Origin of the sequence: Aminobacter sp. LjRoot7, from assembly GCF_964252895.1 — a bacterium.
GTDB lineage: Bacteria > Pseudomonadota > Alphaproteobacteria > Rhizobiales > Rhizobiaceae > Aminobacter > Aminobacter aminovorans_B.
Window position 1 is genome coordinate 190919 of record NZ_CAXUPX020000011.1, and the last position, 19108, is coordinate 210026.

Annotated in this window: 17 protein-coding genes; 13 read left to right on the plus strand and 4 right to left on the minus strand. The window is 63.1% G+C overall.

Translation table 11 applies throughout. The features are described from left to right. The first annotated feature begins 5 nt into the window (after positions 1–5). The 5 genes from ACSQ3E_RS25815 to ACSQ3E_RS25835 are packed head-to-tail and all read left to right on the plus strand — an operon-like array spanning position 6 to position 4218. Positions 6–1022, plus strand: coding sequence for a hypothetical protein (locus tag ACSQ3E_RS25815; RefSeq protein WP_436124839.1), 1017 nt, complete (start codon positions 6–8; stop codon positions 1020–1022). After that, positions 1019–1681 carry an RraA family protein gene (locus ACSQ3E_RS25820; protein WP_436124840.1) on the plus strand — a complete coding sequence of 221 codons (663 nt, stop codon included), beginning with the start codon at positions 1019–1021 and terminating at the stop codon, positions 1679–1681. Before ACSQ3E_RS25815 ends, ACSQ3E_RS25820 begins: the two co-directional genes overlap by 4 nt. Then, positions 1678–2334 carry an RraA family protein gene (locus ACSQ3E_RS25825; RefSeq protein WP_436124841.1) on the plus strand — a complete coding sequence of 219 codons (657 nt, stop codon included), beginning with the start codon at positions 1678–1680 and terminating at the stop codon, positions 2332–2334. Before ACSQ3E_RS25820 ends, ACSQ3E_RS25825 begins: the two co-directional genes overlap by 4 nt. Next, the gene (locus ACSQ3E_RS25830) at positions 2331–2999 is read left to right on the plus strand and encodes a 4-carboxy-4-hydroxy-2-oxoadipate aldolase/oxaloacetate decarboxylase (RefSeq protein WP_436124842.1); all 669 of its coding nucleotides are present in this window, start codon (positions 2331–2333) and stop codon (positions 2997–2999) included. The genes ACSQ3E_RS25825 and ACSQ3E_RS25830 overlap by 4 nt, the downstream gene beginning before the upstream one ends. A gap of 46 nt (positions 3000–3045) precedes the next feature. Then, positions 3046–4218: a 4-hydroxybenzoate 3-monooxygenase gene (locus ACSQ3E_RS25835; protein WP_436124843.1), complete on the plus strand. Its 1173-nt coding sequence runs from the start codon at positions 3046–3048 to the stop codon at positions 4216–4218. 133 nt (positions 4219–4351) lie between these two features. Here the strand turns inward: ACSQ3E_RS25835 and ACSQ3E_RS25840 are convergent, their stop codons facing one another. Continuing rightward, a complete protein-coding gene (locus tag ACSQ3E_RS25840) occupies positions 4352–5536 on the minus strand; it encodes an aromatic amino acid transaminase (RefSeq protein WP_436124844.1) in 1185 nt (394 codons plus the stop codon). A 315-nt stretch (positions 5537–5851) separates the two neighbouring features. On the opposite strand from ACSQ3E_RS25840, the gene ACSQ3E_RS25845 reads away from it, so the two are divergent. The 3 genes from ACSQ3E_RS25845 to ACSQ3E_RS25855 all read left to right on the plus strand — a co-directional run bounded on the left by ACSQ3E_RS25845 (position 5852) and on the right by ACSQ3E_RS25855 (position 9745). Next, positions 5852–7519 carry a thiamine pyrophosphate-binding protein gene (locus tag ACSQ3E_RS25845; RefSeq protein ID WP_436124845.1) on the plus strand — a complete coding sequence of 556 codons (1668 nt, stop codon included), beginning with the start codon at positions 5852–5854 and terminating at the stop codon, positions 7517–7519. Positions 7520–7590: 71 nt separating this feature from the next. Next, positions 7591–8556, plus strand: coding sequence for a PDR/VanB family oxidoreductase (locus tag ACSQ3E_RS25850; protein ID WP_436124846.1), 966 nt, complete (start codon positions 7591–7593; stop codon positions 8554–8556). Positions 8557–8569: 13 nt separating this feature from the next. Further along, complete coding sequence (locus ACSQ3E_RS25855; protein WP_436124847.1) at positions 8570–9745, plus strand: Rieske 2Fe-2S domain-containing protein; 1176 nt, start codon at positions 8570–8572, stop codon at positions 9743–9745. A 47-nt stretch (positions 9746–9792) separates the two neighbouring features. Here ACSQ3E_RS25855 and ACSQ3E_RS25860 read toward each other — a convergent pair whose 3' ends face one another. The 3 genes from ACSQ3E_RS25860 to ACSQ3E_RS25870 form a co-directional block, all read right to left on the minus strand. Next, positions 9793–10557 carry an IclR family transcriptional regulator gene (locus ACSQ3E_RS25860; RefSeq protein WP_436124848.1) on the minus strand — a complete coding sequence of 255 codons (765 nt, stop codon included), beginning with the start codon at positions 10555–10557 and terminating at the stop codon, positions 9793–9795. A 158-nt stretch (positions 10558–10715) separates the two neighbouring features. Then, positions 10716–11795 (minus strand): porin, encoded by a 1080-nt coding sequence (locus ACSQ3E_RS25865; RefSeq protein ID WP_436124849.1) that lies wholly within the window; start codon positions 11793–11795, stop codon positions 10716–10718. A 316-nt stretch (positions 11796–12111) separates the two neighbouring features. Further along, positions 12112–12798 carry an antitoxin Xre/MbcA/ParS-like domain-containing protein gene (locus ACSQ3E_RS25870; protein ID WP_436124850.1) on the minus strand — a complete coding sequence of 229 codons (687 nt, stop codon included), beginning with the start codon at positions 12796–12798 and terminating at the stop codon, positions 12112–12114. Between the two features lie 490 nt (positions 12799–13288). Between ACSQ3E_RS25870 and ACSQ3E_RS25875 the strand changes: the two genes are divergently transcribed. The 5 genes from ACSQ3E_RS25875 to ACSQ3E_RS25895 all read left to right on the plus strand — a co-directional run bounded on the left by ACSQ3E_RS25875 (position 13289) and on the right by ACSQ3E_RS25895 (position 19090). Further along, positions 13289–13963, plus strand: coding sequence for a Crp/Fnr family transcriptional regulator (locus ACSQ3E_RS25875; RefSeq protein WP_436124851.1), 675 nt, complete (start codon positions 13289–13291; stop codon positions 13961–13963). Positions 13964–14182: 219 nt separating this feature from the next. Then, positions 14183–16147 carry an AMP-dependent synthetase/ligase gene (locus ACSQ3E_RS25880; RefSeq protein ID WP_436124852.1) on the plus strand — a complete coding sequence of 655 codons (1965 nt, stop codon included), beginning with the start codon at positions 14183–14185 and terminating at the stop codon, positions 16145–16147. Next, on the plus strand, positions 16144–16923 hold the full coding sequence (locus ACSQ3E_RS25885) for an ABC transporter ATP-binding protein (protein WP_436124853.1): 780 nt from the start codon (positions 16144–16146) through the stop codon (positions 16921–16923). The genes ACSQ3E_RS25880 and ACSQ3E_RS25885 overlap by 4 nt, the downstream gene beginning before the upstream one ends. Before the next feature lie 111 nt (positions 16924–17034). Next, complete coding sequence (locus ACSQ3E_RS25890; protein ID WP_436124854.1) at positions 17035–18009, plus strand: branched-chain amino acid ABC transporter permease; 975 nt, start codon at positions 17035–17037, stop codon at positions 18007–18009. Between the two features lie 4 nt (positions 18010–18013). Next, the gene (locus ACSQ3E_RS25895; RefSeq protein ID WP_436124855.1) at positions 18014–19090 is read left to right on the plus strand and encodes a branched-chain amino acid ABC transporter permease; all 1077 of its coding nucleotides are present in this window, start codon (positions 18014–18016) and stop codon (positions 19088–19090) included. Positions 19091–19108 lie beyond the last annotated feature (18 nt).

Below are 19108 nucleotides of genomic sequence, written 5' to 3' on the forward strand. Positions count from 1 at the left end.
ACCCTATGGCGAAAATAGTCGGATTCATCTGCACGGCTCACGGGCCGCAACTGCACACCACCCCTGACAAGTGGCTGCTGCGCGTCCAGTCGGACCGCACCCGCATGCACCCCTTCCGGGGCGGCGTCTATTCGTTCGACCAGCTCTGCGAACTGCGCAAGGACGAGAACCTTGCCGAGCGCAGCACCATGGAGGCGATGACCGCCAATTATGAGAAGTGCCACATAGCCAGCGAACGCCTGGCTGACGCCTTCGACGCCATGCAGGCCGACGTCGCCATCATCTTCGGCAACGACCAGCACGAGATCTACGGCGAGGATCTGAGCCCGCCTTACATGATCTATTACGGCGACAAGATCCGCCACCATCCGGCGACCGAAGAGGGCCGCCGCCTGATGCCACCTGGAGTCGCCGAGGGCGAGGCCGGCCACGCGCCGGAAGAGTACCGCGAATACGATACGGTGCCGGAGCTCGCCAAGCACATCATCGGCAATCTGGTCGAGAACGAATTCGACATCACCGTCTCGCCCAAGCTGCCGACCCACAATCCGCGCACCACCGGCATCAGCCACGCCTTTGGCCACATCTATCGCCAGGTGATGCGCGACAAGGTCATTCCCAACGTTCCGATCTACCAGAACACTTTCTTCCCGCCGAACCAGCCGACGGCAAAGCGCTCCTACAAGTTCGGCCAGGTGGTGGGCGAAGCCATCCGTTCCTGGGACAGCGACGCACGCGTCGTCGTGTTCGGCTCGGGCGGCATGAGCCATTTCACCATCGATGAGGACTGGGACGCCCGCTTCATGCAGGCGATGCGCGAAAAGGATGCCGAGTTCCTCAAGAACATCCCGCTCTCGGAGCTCCAGTCGGGCACCTCGGAAATGAAGAGCTGGATCACCACCGCCGGTGTCATGGAAGCCTACAACACCGAGTACCACGAGGTCGCCTACGTACCGTGCTACCGCTCGGCTGCCGGCACCGGCACCGCGCAGGGCATGTACTGGTGGGGCGTCAAGCCATGAGCGCGGACCTGCTTGAACGGCTGCGCCGCCTCGACGCCTGTACAGTCTCGGACGCACTTGATGCGCTTGGCCTGACCGGCGCTGTCACCGGCATCGCCCGTCGCTCCGGTGGCGGCGTGGTGGCCGGACGTGTCGTCACCGTCGCCCTCGCCGAAGGCCCGGCGCCCGCGGGCGCACCGAAGGTTCACCTCGGTGCCCGCGCCATCGAAGCCGGCGACGCCAACTCGGTGATCGTGGTTTCCCACCCCGGCATCGACGCCGGCGGCTGGGGCGGCGTGCTGACCCAGGCTGCACGCCTTGCCGGCATTCAGGGTGTGATCGTCGATGGACCGTTGCGTGACGTCGATGAAGCCAACGGGCTCGACTTTCCGATCTTTGCGCGCGCGACCACCGTGCGCACGGCTCGCGGCCGCGTCCATGACGTCGCAACCAACGTGCCCATCACCATCGACGCGGTGATGGTGATGCCCGGCGACTACGTCATTTCAGACGGTTCTGGTGCGGTGTTCATTACCGCCGACAACGCGGAGAAGGTGATCCGGACCGGCGAGCGGATTGCTGCCAAGGAATGCCTGATGATCGACGCCCTGAAGTCCGGCAAGCCGGTCTCCGAGGTGCTCGGCGCCGACTACGAAGACATGCTCGAGGCAATGCAATGACCGACCAGGCCGTAGAACGCGCCGGAAAACACGACTGCGCCACCCTTTCCGACGCCATGGACAGGCTCGGCATTGAGGGCGTCTGCCGGGGCATCAAGCCGCGCGACCACAAGTTCAGGCTTGTCGGCCGCGCCTTCACCGTCCGCTACGTGCCGCTCGATGTGCTGGCACCGGGCAATGTCGGCGACTTCATCGACGACCTGCCGGCGGGTACGGTAGTCGTGCTCGACAATCGAGGCCGCGAGGACTGCACCGTCTGGGGCGATATCATGACCCAGCTGGCCAGCCACAAGGGCCTCGCCGGCACTGTCATCGACGGCGCCTGTCGCGATGTCGATCTTTGCCTCAGGCTCGGTTACCCGATCTATTCGCGCAGCTATTCGATGAAGACCGGCAAGGACCGCGTCCAGGTCGACGCGACAGGAATCACGGTCGAGATCGGTGGTGCGCTGGTTCGCCAGGGCGACATCCTGGTCGGCGATGCCGACGGTGTCGTCGTCATTCCGAGCGAGCGCGCCGAACAGGTTCTCGACCTCGCCGACGAGATCGCCACCGCCGAGAATGCCATCCGGCAAGCCATCACCGAAGGCATGTCGCTGCGCGATGCCCGCGTGAAGTACCGTTATCACTCGCTGCAGACGCGCCAGTCATGAACAAGGTCGTTCGCAACATCGAGCGCGCCGACAGCGCGACTATCGCCCGGCTGGCAAATGCCGGCGTTGCCACCACCCATGAAGCTCTTGGCCGGACCGGCCTGATGAGCTCACGTATGCGGCCGATTTATCCCGGTGCCGCCATATCAGGAAGTGCGGTCACCGTTCTGGTGCCGCCCGGCGACAACTGGATGATCCATGTGGCGATTGAGCTGATCAAGCCGGGCGACATCCTTGTCGTTGCCCCGTTCTCGCCTTCCGACGCCGGCTATTTCGGCGACCTGCTTGCAACCTCTGTCATGGCTCGCGGCGGCATCGGCCTCGTCATCGACGCGGGCGTGCGCGATATCCGCGACCTGACCCAGATGAAGTTCCCGGTCTGGTCGACAGCGATCTGCGCCCAGGGCACGGTCAAGGAAACGATCGGTTCGGTCAACGTGCCGGTCTCGTGCGCCGGCGCTGTGGTCAATCCCGGCGATGTCGTCGTCGCCGATGACGACGGTGTCGTGATCATCCCGCGCGAACTGGCCGACACCGTTGCGCATCTTTCCGAGCGTCGCATCGCCGACGAGGAAGCCAAGCGCACAGAACTCGCCAAGGGCGTTCTCAGCCTCGATCTCTTCAATCTGCGCGGGCGCCTGAAGGACAAGGGCCTCGAATACTGACGCCTGACACGGCGCCGCAAACCAGTCAGCAGCAATGGGTGAACTCATGAAAACTCAGGTCGGTATCATCGGCGCGGGGCCAGCCGGCCTGCTTGTGGCGCGTATCCTCCAGCTCAACGGCATCGACTCGGTGATCTTGGAACGGCGTACGCGGGCCTATGTGCTCGAGCGCGTGCGCGCCGGCGTTCTTGAATCGGGCACCGTCGACACGCTGCGGGCCTACGGCGTGGGCGAACGCCTGAACCGCGAGGGCATTCCGATGCGGTCGATGCAGTTGTGCTGGGACAAGCAGAAGGCCGACATCTCACTCGACGACGGCACCGGGCGGCACCTGACCACCTATGGCCAGCAGAAGATCGTCGAGGACTTGATCCTTCAGCGCGAGGCCGACGGCCTGCCGATCGTCTTCGAAGCCGACGTTTCGAAGCTCGAAGATATCGAAACCGCACCGCGCATCCACTACCGCCACAATGGCGAGGACAAGGTGCTGGAGTGCCAGTTCATCGCCGGCTGCGACGGCTATCACGGTGTCAGCCGCCGGCACATTCCGGGGTCAGACGAACATATCTTCCTGACCGAATATCCTTTCGCCTGGCTTGGCATCCTGGCCGAGGCGGCACCTCTCGCCGCCCGCCGCGGCTTTGCCCATTCGACGCGCGGCCTGGCCGTTGCCTCCGCCCGCTCCGCATCGGTCGGCCGGCTCTATCTGCAGGTCGAGCCAGACGCTGACCCCAACGCGATGAGCGACCAGCAGATCTGGGACGAACTCGACATTCGCATGGATGACGGTACCGCAGCGCAACTCAATCGCGGGCCGATCATCGAACGCTCGGTGGCGCGCCTGCGTGGCTATGTCTGCGAGAAGATGCGCCATGGCCGGCTGGCGATTGCCGGTGACGCAGCACACATCGTGCCGCCGAGCGGCGGCAAGGGGCTGAACCTCGCGGTTGGCGACGCGCGCATCATGGCCGAAGCGATCCGCCGGCTGCTGACGGCCAACGACACCGCCCTGCTCGACAGCTATTCGGAGATGTGCCTGCGCCGGATTTGGCCGACCGTCCACTGGGCCTGCTCGATGTGCGAGGCACTGCACATCTTCCCCGGCCAGACGAACTTCCAGACCCGGATGCAGTACCAGACGCTGAACCACTGGGGGAACACCGAGATCGGCCAGCAGCGGCTGCGCAAGGCCCAGCTCGGCCTGCCCTACGAAATCTGACTTTCCAAGGGTCCGGGACGGCAGCTGGCTGATCCCGGATCACTTTCCGAAGGCTCTGCAAACGAAAAGGGCGGCGCTCCGATGGAACGCCGCCCTTTTTTCATTCACGCGGACCAAGCCCGCCGTCGGTAACTCAGCCGCAGACGGCAACGATGGCGTTGGCGACGTGGCCGACATTGCTGTCGTTCAGGCCGGCGACGTTGACGCGGCCCGAGCTGGTGATGTGGACGTGATGCTCGACCTTCATCCGTTCGGCGTCCGCAGGGGTGATGCCGAGCATGGCAAACATGCCGCGCTGCACACCGAGGAATCCGAAGTCACGCGTCGTGCGGCCGGCAAGTGCTGCCACCAGCTTTTCGCGCATGCCATTGATGCGTCCGCGCATTTCGGCGACTTCGCCTTCCCAGGTCGTGCGCAGAGCCGCATCGCCGAGAATATGGGCAACCACCGAGGCGCCGTGATCCGGCGGCATCGAATAGTTGGTGCGAACGACCGGCAGCAGGTGGCCGTGCGCGCGGCTGGCCGTGGCTTCATCCTTGGCCACCAGCGTCAGCGCGCCGACGCGCTCGCGATAGAGCGCGAAGTTCTTCGAATAGGAGCTGGCAATCAGCATTTCCGGCAAGCGCTCGGCCAGAAGCCGGACGCCGGCGGCATCCTCATTCAGCCCGTCGCCGAAACCGAGATAGGCGAGGTCGATCAGCGGTGTGGCACCGGTCGAGGCGAGCAGCTCGGCGATTTCCGCCCACTGCGCCAGGCTCGGATCGGCGCCGCCGGGATTGTGGCAGCAGCCGTGGAACAGCACCAGGTCGCCGGGCCCCGCGGCGCGCAGCGCCTCGATCATCCGGTCGAACTGGAGCTTGCCCGACGCGACGTCGTAATAGGGGTAACGGACCACCTGGAGGCCGGCAGCCGCCAGCAGCGAGGGATGGTTCGGCCAGGTCGGATCCGGCAGGAAGACCTTGCAGCCCGGCTTCACGCTCTGGGCGAAATCGCCCGCGACACGCAATGCACCGGTGCCGCCCGGCGTCTGGATCGCCTGCGACCGTGCGAGCAGGCCGCTGTCGGCGCCGAAGATGAGTTCCCGCGTCAGGCGATTGTAGTCTTCATTGCCAGCCGAGGAGACGTAAGCCTTCGACTTCTGGTTCTCCACCAGGAAGGATTCCGCTTGCTTGACCGTCGCCAGCACCGGCGCTTTGCCCTGCCCGTCCTTGTAGATGCCAATGCCGAGGTCGACCTTGTCGGCGCTCGGGTCGTCGCGGAACTGCTGCATCATTCCGAGCAGCGGGTCGGCTGTCGGCGTGGAGAGATTTGAAAACATATCACCCTCTATTGTCTCGTATTATGAGACTTTATCGCGTATTTTGAACGTGGTCAACTCGGACTCATCAACCCGACCTCTTGTGGCGCGCGTCCTCTAGCATTTTTCCCGATGTTACACGACAGGCAGCCCGAACGGGTCTCAACTCGGATCGCGTATCGTGTTTTGTCGTTGACTAGCGAGACGATGTAACGCATTATGAGACGACTTTGCATTTCATGTGACTATTCGCAGGGCTTTGGGACGCCCCTAGATCGGCAAATGGCTTTGGGGAAGAGCCTGCCCTGCGATCGAAACCAACCGGAGAAAAGCGGCGTGAACAGGAATTACGAACCTATGGAGCTGACCGGAGGACAGGCGCTGGTCGCCCAGCTCCTGGAAGAAGGCGTGACCGACATCTTTGGCATTCCCGGCATTCAGCTCGACTGGGCGGTTGACGCCATCCGCAGCCAGCCGGACCGCATTCGCTACATCATGCCCCGCCACGAGCAGGCGACGTCCTACATGGCCGACGGCTATGCCCGTACCACCGGCCGCGAAGGCGTGTTCATGGTGGTGCCCGGCCCCGGCGTGCTCAACGCGCTTTCCGGCCTCGCCACCGCCTATGCCTGCAGCTCGCGCGTGCTCTGCATCTCGGGCCAGATCCCCTCGACCCTGATCGGTCAGAAGCACGGCATGCTGCACGAGATCCCCGACCAGAGCGGCATCCTCAGGTCGCTGACCAAGTGGCATGGCATCGCCCATCGCCCCGAAGACGTGCCCGCGCTCGTTCATGAGGCCTTCGTCCAGCTGCGCTCGGGCCACCCGCGCCCCGTCGCCATCGAACTGCCGCCAGACGTGCTGCAAGCCAAGGGCGTGACGAAAGTCCTTCCTCGTTCCGAATTCAACCGCCTCGAACCGCAGGCCGACGCTATCAAAGAAGCGGCCGCAATCCTGGCGCAGGCGAAATTCCCGGTCATCCAGCTTGGCGGCGGTGCTGCCGCATCCGGCGCCGGCAAGGCCATTCAGGCCCTAGCCGAACGTCTGCAGGCGCCTGTCGTCATGACCGACGGCGCACGCGGCCTGCTCGATGACAACCACCCGCTTGCCCTGACTTCGCTTGGCGGACGGGCGGTGTTCCCGCATGCCGACGTCATCGTTGCGGTCGGGACCCGGTTCATCGACGGCATCGCCAAGCCGACCCATGCCAGCGGCGAGACCAAATACGTCTACGTCAATGTCGATGCGGGTGCCGCCGGAACACCACGCAGGCCGGGCTGCTTGGTGCTGTCAGACGCAACTGCCGCGGCCGAAGCGCTGCTCTCGGCGCTACCGTCCGAAACGCGCGCCTCGTCAACCGACAAGATCGGCAAGGTCAAGGCTTGGTCGTCATCACAGACCGACGCGATCCAGCCGCAGACCGACTATGTCAGGGCCATTCGCTCCAGCATGGCCAGCGACGACATCCTGGTAAGCGAGCTCACCCAGGTCGGCTATTTCTCCAACATCGCCTTCCCGGTCCATGCAGCCAACTCCTACGTCACCCCGGGCTACCAGGGCACGCTGGGCTACGGCTTCAACACCGCCTTGGGTGCCGCCCACGGCAATCCGGACCGGCGCGTCGTTTCACTCAATGGCGACGGCGGCTTCGGCTGGGGCATGCAGGAACTGGCGACGCTGGCGCGCGACGGCTGCAACATGTCGGTCGTGGTCTTCGTCGATGGCCACTACGGCAATGTCCGCCGCATCCAGCAGCGCACGTTCGGCGACACCTTCGCGGTCGAACTTGCCAACCCCGACTTCGCCCATCTGGCAAGCGCCTTCGGCCTGCCTTTTGAAAAGGTGGACTCGCCGTCGGGGCTTCACGACGCACTGGTGCGGGCAAAAGACAGCAAGGGCCCGGCCCTGATCGCCGTCTCGGTCAGCGAGATGCCGAGCCCCTGGGCGCTGATCCACCCCTTCGTGCCCTCGCCCGTCACGCCACCAGCCAACCCGCTGGGCTAACCCCACCAGGCCCGGCATCCCGCGGACGCGCGGCCGGGTCTCCCTTGATACGGCTTGGGATGGCCGCAAAAATGAACGACGGTCATCAGCAGACTGCCGACGCGACGATCGAGGTCATCGTCCGTCGGATTTCCTACGAAACGCCCACGGTCCTTTCATATGACCTGCGGCCGACCAACGACGCGCGCCTGCTGTCCTTCGAGGCAGGCGCACATATCGACGTCCATCTTCCCGACGGGTTGGTGCGGCAGTACTCGTTGATCGGCACGCCGGACGCTTCAGACTACCGCATCGCCGTAGCGCTCGACCGGGCGACACGCGGCGGCTCGCGCTGGCTTCATGCAAGCGCCCGGCCCGGCGATCGCATAAGGATCTCGCAGCCGCGCTCGACCTTCGCGCTTGCAGACGCGAAGGCCACTTCGATCCTGATTGCCGGCGGCATAGGCATCACGCCCCTGCTCGCCATGGCGCGACAGCTGCACGAGGCCGGGGCCGACTGGACGCTGCATTATGCGGTGCGTTCGCGCGCCGAATGCGCGCTTCTCGACGAGCTCTTGGCGCTCGGCAACAACATCCAGCTTCATGTCGACAGTGAAAACGACGGCCTGCTCGATATCGCACGGATCGTCGCGCAGGCAGCGACGGAAACGCAACTCTATTGCTGTGGCCCAGTGCCGATGCTGGATGCGTTCCTCAGCGCCGCCTCGTCCCGCGATCCCTCGACTGTGCATTCGGAATCCTTCACGCCGAGCGTACCTGCCGCCGATGATGGCGGCTTCACAGTTGTGCTGAACAAGTCGGGGCTCTCGATCCAGGTCCGTGCCGACCAGACAATCCTCGATGCGCTCGAGCAGGCCGGGGTGCATGCGCCCTCGTCCTGCCGCAACGGCGTCTGCGGCACATGCGAGACCCGCGTGCTGGAGGGTGTGCCCGACCATCGCGACAAGGTGCTCAGCGACACCGAACGCACGGCCGGCAACACGATGATGATCTGCTGCTCACGCGCCACGACAGCGCTGCTACGGCTCGACCGCTAGGGAGGAAACCACAATGACCAAAGATGGATCGGCCTACACCTTGCCCAAGCCGACATACTTCGCCGAACTGACCGAGGTCGGGCGCGGAACGCCGATGGGCGAACTGCTTCGCCGCTACTGGCACCCGGTCGGCCTGTCGGAAGATGCCACCGCCACGCCACGCAAGATCATGGCACTTGGCGAGGAGCTCATCCTGTTTCGCGACGGCACCGGCCGGCCAGGCCTCGTGCATCCGCGCTGCGCCCATCGCGGCGCGTCACTCTATTACGGCCGCGTCGAGGAAACGGGTATTCGCTGCTGCTATCATGGCTGGCTGTTCGACACCGAAGGCAACTGCCTGGAGCAACCTTGCGAACCCGAAATGGGCGCGAAGACCCGCGGCCATATCCGCCAGCCGCACTATCCGCTGGAAGAGAAGTACGGCCTGATCTTTGCCTATATGGGCCCGCTCGACCGCAAACCCGTGCTGCCAAGCTATGACGTGCTGGAGAAGCTCGGCGAGGGCGAATTCCTCGAAACCGACGACAGCAGCATCGGCAGCGGCGGTCCCGTCATCGTCGATTGCAACTGGCTCCAGCACTACGAAAACGTGCTCGACCCGTTCCACGTGCCGATCCTGCACGGTTCCTTCAGCGGCGATCAATTCAATTCCAAGATGAGCCTGATGCCGCGCGTGACATTCCACTACACGCCGCGCGGCGTCTCCAGCCTGCAATTGCGTGATCTGGAAGCAGGCGAACATCAACGCATCACCGAAGCCGTCGTGCCGACCGTGCGCGCGGTGGCAAGTCCGGTCGCAACCGTCGACGGCCCGTGCAGCCTGCTCGGCTGGGTCCTGCCGATGGACGACACGTCGTTCCGCATCTATTCGGTCGGCCGCGTCAGGGAGGCCGGCACGCTGGCCAAGATCCGATCGAAATATGCCGGCAAGGTCTGGCACGAACTGTCGGAAGAAGAACACCAGAAGCTGCCGGGCGACTACGAGGCCCAAGTCGGCCAGGGGCCGATCACCTTCCACTCCGAGGAAAACCTGACCTCGACCGACCAGGGCATCGGCATGCTGCGCCGCGTCCTGCGCCAGCAGGTCGACGCGGTTGCCAACGGCAAGGATCCGATCGGTGTCGTCTTCGACCCGACCAAGGCGCTGGTCAAGCTCGAGGCAGGATCGCGCGTCGTGCCCGGGGCATGATCGAACAGCCGGCTCAGCGGCGTTGCCTGCGAGCCGGCAGCACTTAATCAGTTTGATTGCGTTGGCATCAGAGGTGGATTGACGCCGTCGGCGTACCGCTTCTGGATTTCGCTTGCGACCGATCTCACGGTCGCGAGCAACTGGACATCGGGCTCGGGCACCAGCAGCGACGACGACAAGATGACGCCCAGCGCGGCACAAATCTGGCCGTCCGCCTCGAAGATCGGCGCGGCGATGCCGCCGAGCCCGTTGCCGCGCGTGTCGGTCTCGAAGTCGACCCCATATGCCGTCAGGTTTTCGACGACCCGCGGCGGCACCGGCTTCTTGTTTTCGAAATAATAGAACAGCCGCGCCGCCGGCGATCCCGGCAAGCTCAACACCATGCCCGGCTGCACCATGATGCCGGGCTCGAACGGGTTGGGCACTGCGTGCACGACCATTGCACCACCCTTGATCGGCGTCGTCAGCAAGGCTGTATGGCCGGTCTGCGCGCACAGCTCGTTGAGATAGGGCCGCCCGATCTCGACGACATTGCTGCGGTAGACCGCGGCGCGTCCGAATTTGAACAGCTTGCGGCCGAAGACATAACCCTCGCCCTCCCGGGCGTGATCGACGAGACCGAGCCTGGTCAGCGTCTGCAGATGCCTGGAAACCCTGGCCTTGGTCATGTCGAGCGAACGGGCGAGCTCGGTCACGCGCACCGGACCCGGCGCGTCGGCCAGCGCATCGAGAATCTGGACAGCGACCTCGACGCTTTTTACCGTTGACGAGGATCCTTGCTCGTCGTCATTGTCCTGGTTCGACCGTCTCATGCTTTCCTTCCGCTGCGCGTAGCCTGTTATATGTCACGCATAGCAAGAAGTATTCACGAAATTCGAGACAACCGCTCCGAAATTCTCAATGTTGAAATAGGAAAAAGACAAACCCGGCGACTGGAAGCCGGGTTTGCCAAGGTCAGTTCAGCAATGGATCAGAACGAAGCGTCGAGGCGCAGGAAGCCCGAGAACGCGCCGTCTTCCTTAACAGCGGTAAGCGGATTGTCCTGGTAGCTGTCGCCATCGTTGTAGTTGAGGGCCAGCTTGGCGTTCAGGTTCTCGACGATCTTGTAGTCGACGACGGCGCCGATGGCCCAGTCGTTGGCGTTCAGGTCGACGGTCTGGCCGGTGGCGAAGTTGCCAACGTGACGGTCGCCGAAGTACTGGCCGCCGGCACCAACCGACAGGCTTGCGTTGACCTGGTACTTCACATAGCCGCCGATCGACCAGTCGTAGCCCGAGTACGGGCCAAGCAGGCCGAGCCAGGTCGCCCCCGACTCATAGGTCGCGATCGCCTGAAGCGCCAGGGCATCGGTTGCCTTGACGTTGACGATGCCCTTCAGAGCGAACTCGGAGAAGCGATCGTCATAGGCGGCGTACAGGTTGACCGAACCCCAACCCTGGGCGATCGAGACCTTGCCGGTCACGAGCGGCACGTAGTCGAAGTTGTTGTCTTCCTCTTCTAGGCCGACCGACACGGCGATGCCGTTGCCTGCGTCGAAGGTGTAGCGGATCTGGTTGATGAAGGTGCCGCCGCCCTTGTCGAACTCGCCGTCGACGCCGCCGTCGAACAGCGTGTCATTGCGGCCGATCATCAGGCCGCCAACCTCGAAGTAGGCATAGCGGATCCACATGTCGGTCGTGTCGGTGTACGGCCGCGGCGTGGTCGAAGTGGTACCGAACTCGCCACCATTGTTCTGCCAATGCAGTTCGATGTAGCGACGGAAGGTGCCGTATTCGGTTTCCGAACGTGCATCGAGCTTGAGGCGCGCCGCCGAGTACTTCTTCCAGCCATTGTCGGAGTCAGCCCAGTCGATCTGGTAGCGAACCAGGCCGCCTACCTTGAGGCAGGTCTCGGTGCCGGGGATGTAGTAGAAGCCCGCGCCGTAGACGTCGCAGATGCGGACATATTCCATGGGCTCCGGCTCGGCGACGACGACAGCGTCGGCCGCACGGGCGCCAGAAACTGCGAGCAAAGCCGCAGCAGAGCCGAGAAGAACGCTCTTGATATTCATTATCCAACCTCCAGTAGAATTAATCCAAATGGCACAGAGTACTTTCTTATATTGAAAGTGCCGTCGGTACCGATCCGCCAGAAACGTTTCTTGAATTTCGCTTCCGGTCAGATTGAATATCGCCATCTGACTGGATTGATAAACATCAAAATTCAACGCCACGTCAAAAATTCGATGAATCCGATTGTCTAGTGATATAAAAACAACAACAATACTACACAAATGAAACAACAAGTACATTTGGCACAAATAGAACGTTTGCTTTTACAAACAAATACGGAACCGAAGCCACGCTCCGCAGTTCGCGCGGCGAAACTTATGGCGCCAGGGAATGCTCTCTGGCCGCCGAGACGACGTCACCAACCAGGTCCTGCTTGAGCAAATCTATCGGGGTCCGGCCGTTCAGCACCGGCGAAGGATGGATCATCCAGTGCCAGGCCTGGCGCGGATGAGTGATATGCACCAGCACCTCGCGAATGCCCGACGCGGGCCTGCCATCGACGAACTGCGCCAGGGGGAATACGTGACGCTGCCGCCCCTTGCGCAATGCGATGACCTCGTTGCATCGGAACCACCGGTGCAAAGTTGACCGCGGAATGCGGAGGTTCTCTTCCAGATAGGTGGCTCCCGCGACACGCCCTGCCCACTCTTCGATGGTCATGGAGTCGAGATCGCCGCCGCGGACCTGACCTGGCGACATCAACCGGGCCGACGACTGCGCCAGCATCCCGGGGTCGCCGCCCTCGTTTACCAAGCACTGGCGAGACGCCTCAACAGCCAGGGCACGGATGAACTGGGAGGCGAGTCCAGGCAATTCGGGCGAAATGCTGCTCGGCAGTTGCGCCGCTGCCGCGCGAGCGACAGCATCGAACGATGCCCGCTGTTGCGCCGGCCATCCAGAATCTTCACGGTCAACCGCAAGTATATTCTTCAACTCACTGAAGAAGAACTCAGTGTATTTGTTGACAAGCGTTATTCCATGCGCATGAATATCTTCAACCATTTCCAATTAGTCCTTGCCAATGCAAAAGGAAGCATCAAGCTACATTCGATCCCAGGCGCTTCTCATTTTCACGAAGCTGCGCGTCGATCGGGCGGCGGTGAAAGTCGGCTCAACGCCAGACAATGCCGGCAGCCGTACAAGGCCGGCCATACCGTCGGCCACGCGAATGCAAGACAGCGTTCATCGATACCCTCCCCTCGATGCGATCTGCGCCACGATCCGCTCCCTTTCGGGCTCCTCCACGGTCGCGATGCTTAGCCAGGCACCTTTGTCCAATCGATGTCGTGGCCGATCATGCCTACAATGACTTCCGCACTGTTGGCATAGTCGATCCGGACGATGTCCCTGCCATTCCTTGAGCGCCCGCTAACATTCCCTAAGGGCATAGGGCGACAAGCCTGTGTGGGGGAGCGACCGGCCAGTCCCGCAGCATGGCGAGCGCGCCCAAGACATGGTACGCACGACTCCGTCATGAAGAGTGGGAGCGCGCGTGATAAGCCCGGAGCAATTTCTGGCCTCGGTATTCTGGGCGCGTGAACTGCCGGAGGATGAGCGCGAGCGAGCGCGGCGCGGCATCATGCTGCGCGTCCTGGAACCGGGCACCTATTTCATCCATCGCGGCGATCGCATCGACAACTGGATCGGCGTGGTCAGCGGCCTGCTGCGGTTGGGTTCGATCACCACATCGGGCAAGGCCGTGACCTATGCCGGCCTGCCGCCGAGCTGCTGGTTCGGCGAGGGGTCGCTGCTCAAGGACGAACCTCGCCAGTATGACGTGCTGGCCCTGCGCCGCACGCAGGTGGCGCTTCTCAACCGCGCGACATTCTTCTGGCTGTTCGAAAACAGCGTCGCCTTCGATCGGCTGTTGGTGCGGCTCATCAACGAGCGGCTCGGCCAGTTCATTGCGCAGGTCGAGCATGACCGTACGCTCGATTCGACCGGAAAGGTGGCGCGCAGCCTGGCCTCGCTGTTCAACCCAGTGATCAGCCCGTTCGTCGGCAAACACATCGATATCAGCCAGGAGGAGATCGGCTTGCTGGCCGGCGTCTCGCGCCCCGTCGCCAACCGAATCCTGCAGGAACTGGAAAAGGAAGGTTTGCTCCGCAGCGAAAATGGCGGCGTGACGATCCTGGATCTCGACAAGCTGCGCCACTACGGCGACTAGCATCACAGCGCTCAGCGCGGCCAATGCTCACAGCATAGTAAAATCAATAAGTTATGGGAATTTTCGCAGCTCGACCACACAAGGCCGGTAGCCAAGACTGAACATTGGCGTCCTGTCTGTCAAGCCAGCCCTTGAAAAAGCCTGCCAAGGTTGCGAGCTTCGATACAACGACCGGGAATACCCGGCGGCATACGAGGGAACGAAACGGGAGGCGTGCCTTTGGCACAAGGGAGCGAGACGCGCGAACGCGACACGTTTGCCAAGCTATTGTGCGAGCATGCACGGGTTCGGCCAGACCGCCCGGCGATGCGCCACAAGGATCTTGGCATCTGGCGGACGTGGAGCTGGAGCGAACTGGCCGAGACGATCCGCGCCTATGCTGCCGGCCTGCAGCAGCTAGGCCTCGAGCGCGGCGCAACAATTGCCGTCATCGGCGAAAACCGCCCGGCGATGTACTGGACCATCCTCGCCGCGCAATGGCTGGGCGCCATTCCGGTGCCGGTCTACGCCGACGCCGTTGCCGACGAGATGGCCTATGTGCTCGACCATGCCGACGTCGCTTTTGCAGCCGTGCAGGATCAGGAGCAGGTCGACAAGCTGATCTCCGTGCAGGATCGCGTGCCCAAGCTCCGCACGGTGCTTTATGACGAGCCGCGCGGCCTGCGCGACTATGACCACAGCCGGCTCCACGCCATCGATACCATCATTGCGAACGGCCGTGCCCTGTTGGCTTCCGACGACACCGCGATCAACGCCGAGCGCGATCGCGGCCAGGCCAGCGACATCTCGATCATCCTCTACACCTCAGGCACGACAGGGCGTTCCAAGGGCGTGCTGCTGACCGCCGGGGGCTCGATCGCGGCAGCACGTGATACCGTCACCTTCGACAAGCTGACCGACCGCGACGAGGTACTGGCATATCTGCCGCTGGCCTGGGTCGGCGATCACTATCTCAACTATGCGCAGTCGCTGGTCGCGGGCTTCTGCATTGCCTGCCCCGAAAGCCGCGAGACCGCTGAAGCGGATACCCAGGAGATCGGCCCGAGCTTCTATTTCGCACCGCCGCGTGTGTTCGAAACACTGCTGACGCGGATCACCATCCGCATGGAGGACGCGGGCGCGCTGAAGCGCTCGATGTTCAACTACTTCATCGGTGTCGCCAAGCGCTGGGGCGAACAGATCCTCGACGGCAAGCAGGTCCCGCTCGGCGCCCGCCTCGGCTACGCCATCGGCAACCTGCTGGTCTACGCTCCGCTGAAGAACGTGCTCGGCTTCTCCCGTATCCGCGTCGCCTACACTGCCGGCGAAGCGATCGGCCCGGATCTGTTTTCGTTCTACCGCTCGCTCGGCCTCAATTTGAAGCAGCTCTATGGCCAGACCGAAGCCTTCCTCTATGTCACCGCGCAGCCCGACGGGCAGATCCGCGCGGGCACGGTCGGACCGGCGACGCCCAATGTTGACATCCGCATCACCGACGACGGCGAGGTGCTCTACCGCTCGCCCGGCCAGTTCGTCGGCTATTACAAGGATGCGGAGAAGACGGCCGAGACGGTGACCGCCGACGGCTACGTGAAGACAGGCGATGCCGGCTTCTTCGATCCCGACGGCCACCTAAACATCATCGACCGGGCAAAGGATGTCGGCAAGCTGAGGTCGGGCGCGCTGTTTGCGCCGAAATACATCGAAAACAAGCTGAAATTCTTCCCCAACATCAAGGAAGCCGTGGCCTTCGGCCAGGACCGCGACTTCGTCACCGTGATGCTCAACATCGACCTCACGGCGGTCGGCAACTGGGCCGAGCGCAAGAACATCGCCTATGGTTCGTACCAGGAACTGGCGCAGCGGCCGGAGGTCTACGCGATGTTCATCGAGCATGTCGCCGAGGTGAACAAGGCGCTCGCCGCCGAGCCGCGCATGGCGGCCGCCCAGATCCATCGCTTCCTGATCCTGCACAAGGAACTCGACGCCGACGATGGCGAGATGACCCGGACCCAGAAGGTCCGGCGTAGCTTCATCGCCGAACGCTACAAGCCTCTGGTCGACGCACTCTACAACGGTGCCGAGGCCGCCGACATCTCGACCGAAGTGACCTTCGAGGACGGCCGTAAGGGCGTCATCTCGGCTCGAGTCCGCATCGCCGACGCCAAGGCCATGCCGGCCGCAAAGCTCGAGGCCGCAGCATGACCGCGACATCGGAAACTTTGCTGGCGGTCGACGGCGTGTCGTTGTCGTTCGGTGGGGTCAAGGCCATCACAGACGTTTCCTTCGATATCCGCAAGGGCGAGATCCGCGCCATCATCGGCCCCAACGGCGCCGGCAAGACCTCGATGCTGAACGTCGTCAACGGTTTTTACCATCCCCAGCACGGCCGCATCACCTACAAGGGCAAGACCCGCCCGCGCATGCGGCCCTACCAGGCCGCGAGCCAGGGTATCGCCCGCACATTCCAGAACGTGGCCTTGTTCCGAGGCATGACCACGCTTGACAACATCATGGTCGGACGCACGCTGAAGATGCACCGCGGGCTCTTCTGGCAGATGCTGCGCTACGGGCCGGCGATGCGCGAGGAGATCGAGCACCGGCGCGTGGTCGAAGACATCATCGACTTCCTGCAGATCGAGTCGATCCGCAAGACGCCGGTGGGCAAGCTGCCCTACGGCCTGCAGAAGCGCGTCGAGCTTGGCCGAGCGCTGGCGATGGAACCGGAGCTCCTGCTGCTCGACGAGCCGATGGCCGGCATGAACATCGAGGAGAAGGAGGACATGTGCCGCTATATCCTCGACCTCAACAAGCACTTCGGCACCACCATCGCCCTCATAGAGCATGACATGGGCGTGGTCATGGACCTGTCCGACCGCGTGGTGGTTCTCGAATACGGCCACAAGATCGCCGACGGCACGCCCGAAGTGGTCAAGGCCGACCCGAAGGTCATCGAGGCCTACCTCGGCGTGGGGCATTGAGCATGCAGCTGTCTGGTGGAGGAGAGAAATTCCGCATGAACGCGAGACACACAGTCAGCACAACATGCCGGCAGGCTCGTGCCATCTGCCAGCTCAGCTGAGGGGAAACAGATGCTCTACAACATCTTCATCGACCCCTTCGTGCAGATGATGCAGATGCCCGACCTGCTGGTTCAGACCCTGTGGGAGGGTCTGGTATCGGGCGTGCTCTATGCTCTGATAGCACTTGGATTTGTGCTGATCTTCAAGGCGTCGGGCGTGTTCAACTTCGCCCAAGGCATCATGGTGGTGTTTTCAGCGCTCACCCTGGTCGGCTTCTATGAGAAGTTCTCGGCTGCGGGTTTCTCCGGCCACACAGCGGCCTTCGTCGCGCTGATCCTGACCGCGGGCGTGATGTTCGTGCTGGCGATGCTGGTCGAGCGTGTCGTGCTGCGGCCGTTGGTCAACCAGCCCGACATCATCCTGTTCATGGCGACCTTCGGCATCACCTATGTGCTGATCGGCCTCGGTGAGATGGTGTTCGGCGGCGACCCAAAGCAGATGATCGCCAGCGAGCTGTTCCTGCCCAGCGGCTCGGTCGACGTCGAAATGCTGGGTGGCCTCGTCAGCTTCCAGAAGATCGATATCGCCGCCGCCGTCATTGCGTCGGCGATGATCGTCGGGCTTGCCCTGTTCTTCCAGAAGACCCGCATCGGCCGCGCCCTTCGCGCCGTGGCCGACAGCCACAAGGCAGCGCTTTCGGTCGGCATTTCGCTCAACCAGATCTGGGTCATCGTCTGGTTCGCCGCCGGCCTAGTCGCACTGGTAACCGGCATCATGTGGGGCGCCCGCTCCGACGTCTCCTTCGCGCTGGAGATCGTGGCCCTCAAGGCGCTTCCGGTGCTGGTGCTCGGCGGCCTGACGTCCGTGCCCGGCGCGATCGTCGGCGGGCTGATCATCGGCATCGGCGAGAAACTTGGCGAGTTCTACTGGGGGCCCCTGCTTGGCGGCGGCATTGAGAGCTGGTTCGCCTATGCCATTGCCCTGCTGTTCCTGCTGTACCGGCCGCAAGGCCTGTTCGGCGACAAGATTATCGAGCGGATCTGACAACATGTTCTATCGCGAAACTGGCCAGTTCAAGCAAAGCTACGCGGCCGACCAGGCGGTGTTCCCGATCCTGCAGGACAGGCTCGGCCTGGCCTTAATCCTGCTCGTTGCCTTCGTCGTCGTGCCGCTGTTCGGCAACGAGTTCCTGCTCGCCTCTGTCATGGTGCCGTTCCTGATCCTGTCGCTCGGCGCGATCGGGCTCAACATCCTGGTCGGCTACACTGGACTTTTGTCCCTCGGCTCGGCCGCCTTCATGGGTGTCGGTGCCTATGCGGCCTACAAGCTTTCGACCATCTTTCCAGGCGTCAACATCCTGGTCTGGATCCTGTGTTCAGGCTTCTTCGCAGCCGGCATCGGCGTGCTGTTCGGGCTGCCGTCACTGCGCATCAAGGGCTTCTACCTGGCAGTCGCGACACTTGCCGCGCAGTTCTTCCTGCAATGGTGCTTCGTGCGCATCAGCTGGCTCTACAACGACAATCCGTCGGGAGCCATCGAGGTCCCTGCCCGCACTTTGTTTGGCCTCGCCATCACCGGCCCGTCGGCCACACCCGTGACGCGCTATCTGGTCGTCTTGGTCATCGTCGTGGTCATGACCCTGCTCGCCTCCAACATCGTCCATGGCAGGATCGGCCGCACCTGGATGGCGGTGCGCGACATGGACATCGCGGCCCAGCTGATGGGCATCCGCCTGCTGCCGGCAAAGCTCTTGGCCTTCGCGGTGTCATCCTTCTATTGCGGCGTCTCGGGCGCGCTGATGGTGTTCCTGTGGCTCGGTGCCGCCGAGCCATCGGCCTTCGACATCAAGCTGTCGTTCCTGCTGCTGTTCATGGTCATCATCGGCGGCCTCGGCTCGATGATCGGCAGCTTTTTCGGCGCCGCCCTGATCCACATCCTGCCGATCGTCATCCGCGGGCTTCCGGAAGCACTCGGCCTGCCGATCGCTGCCGCGACCGTCGAGCACCTGACCTATCTGATCGTCGGCGCCCTCATCATCTTTTTCCTGATCGTCGAACCGCACGGCCTCGCGCGGCTCTGGCAGATCGCCAAGCAGAAGCTTCGTGTGTGGCCCTTCCCTTACTAGGGGCTGCCCACAAGACGG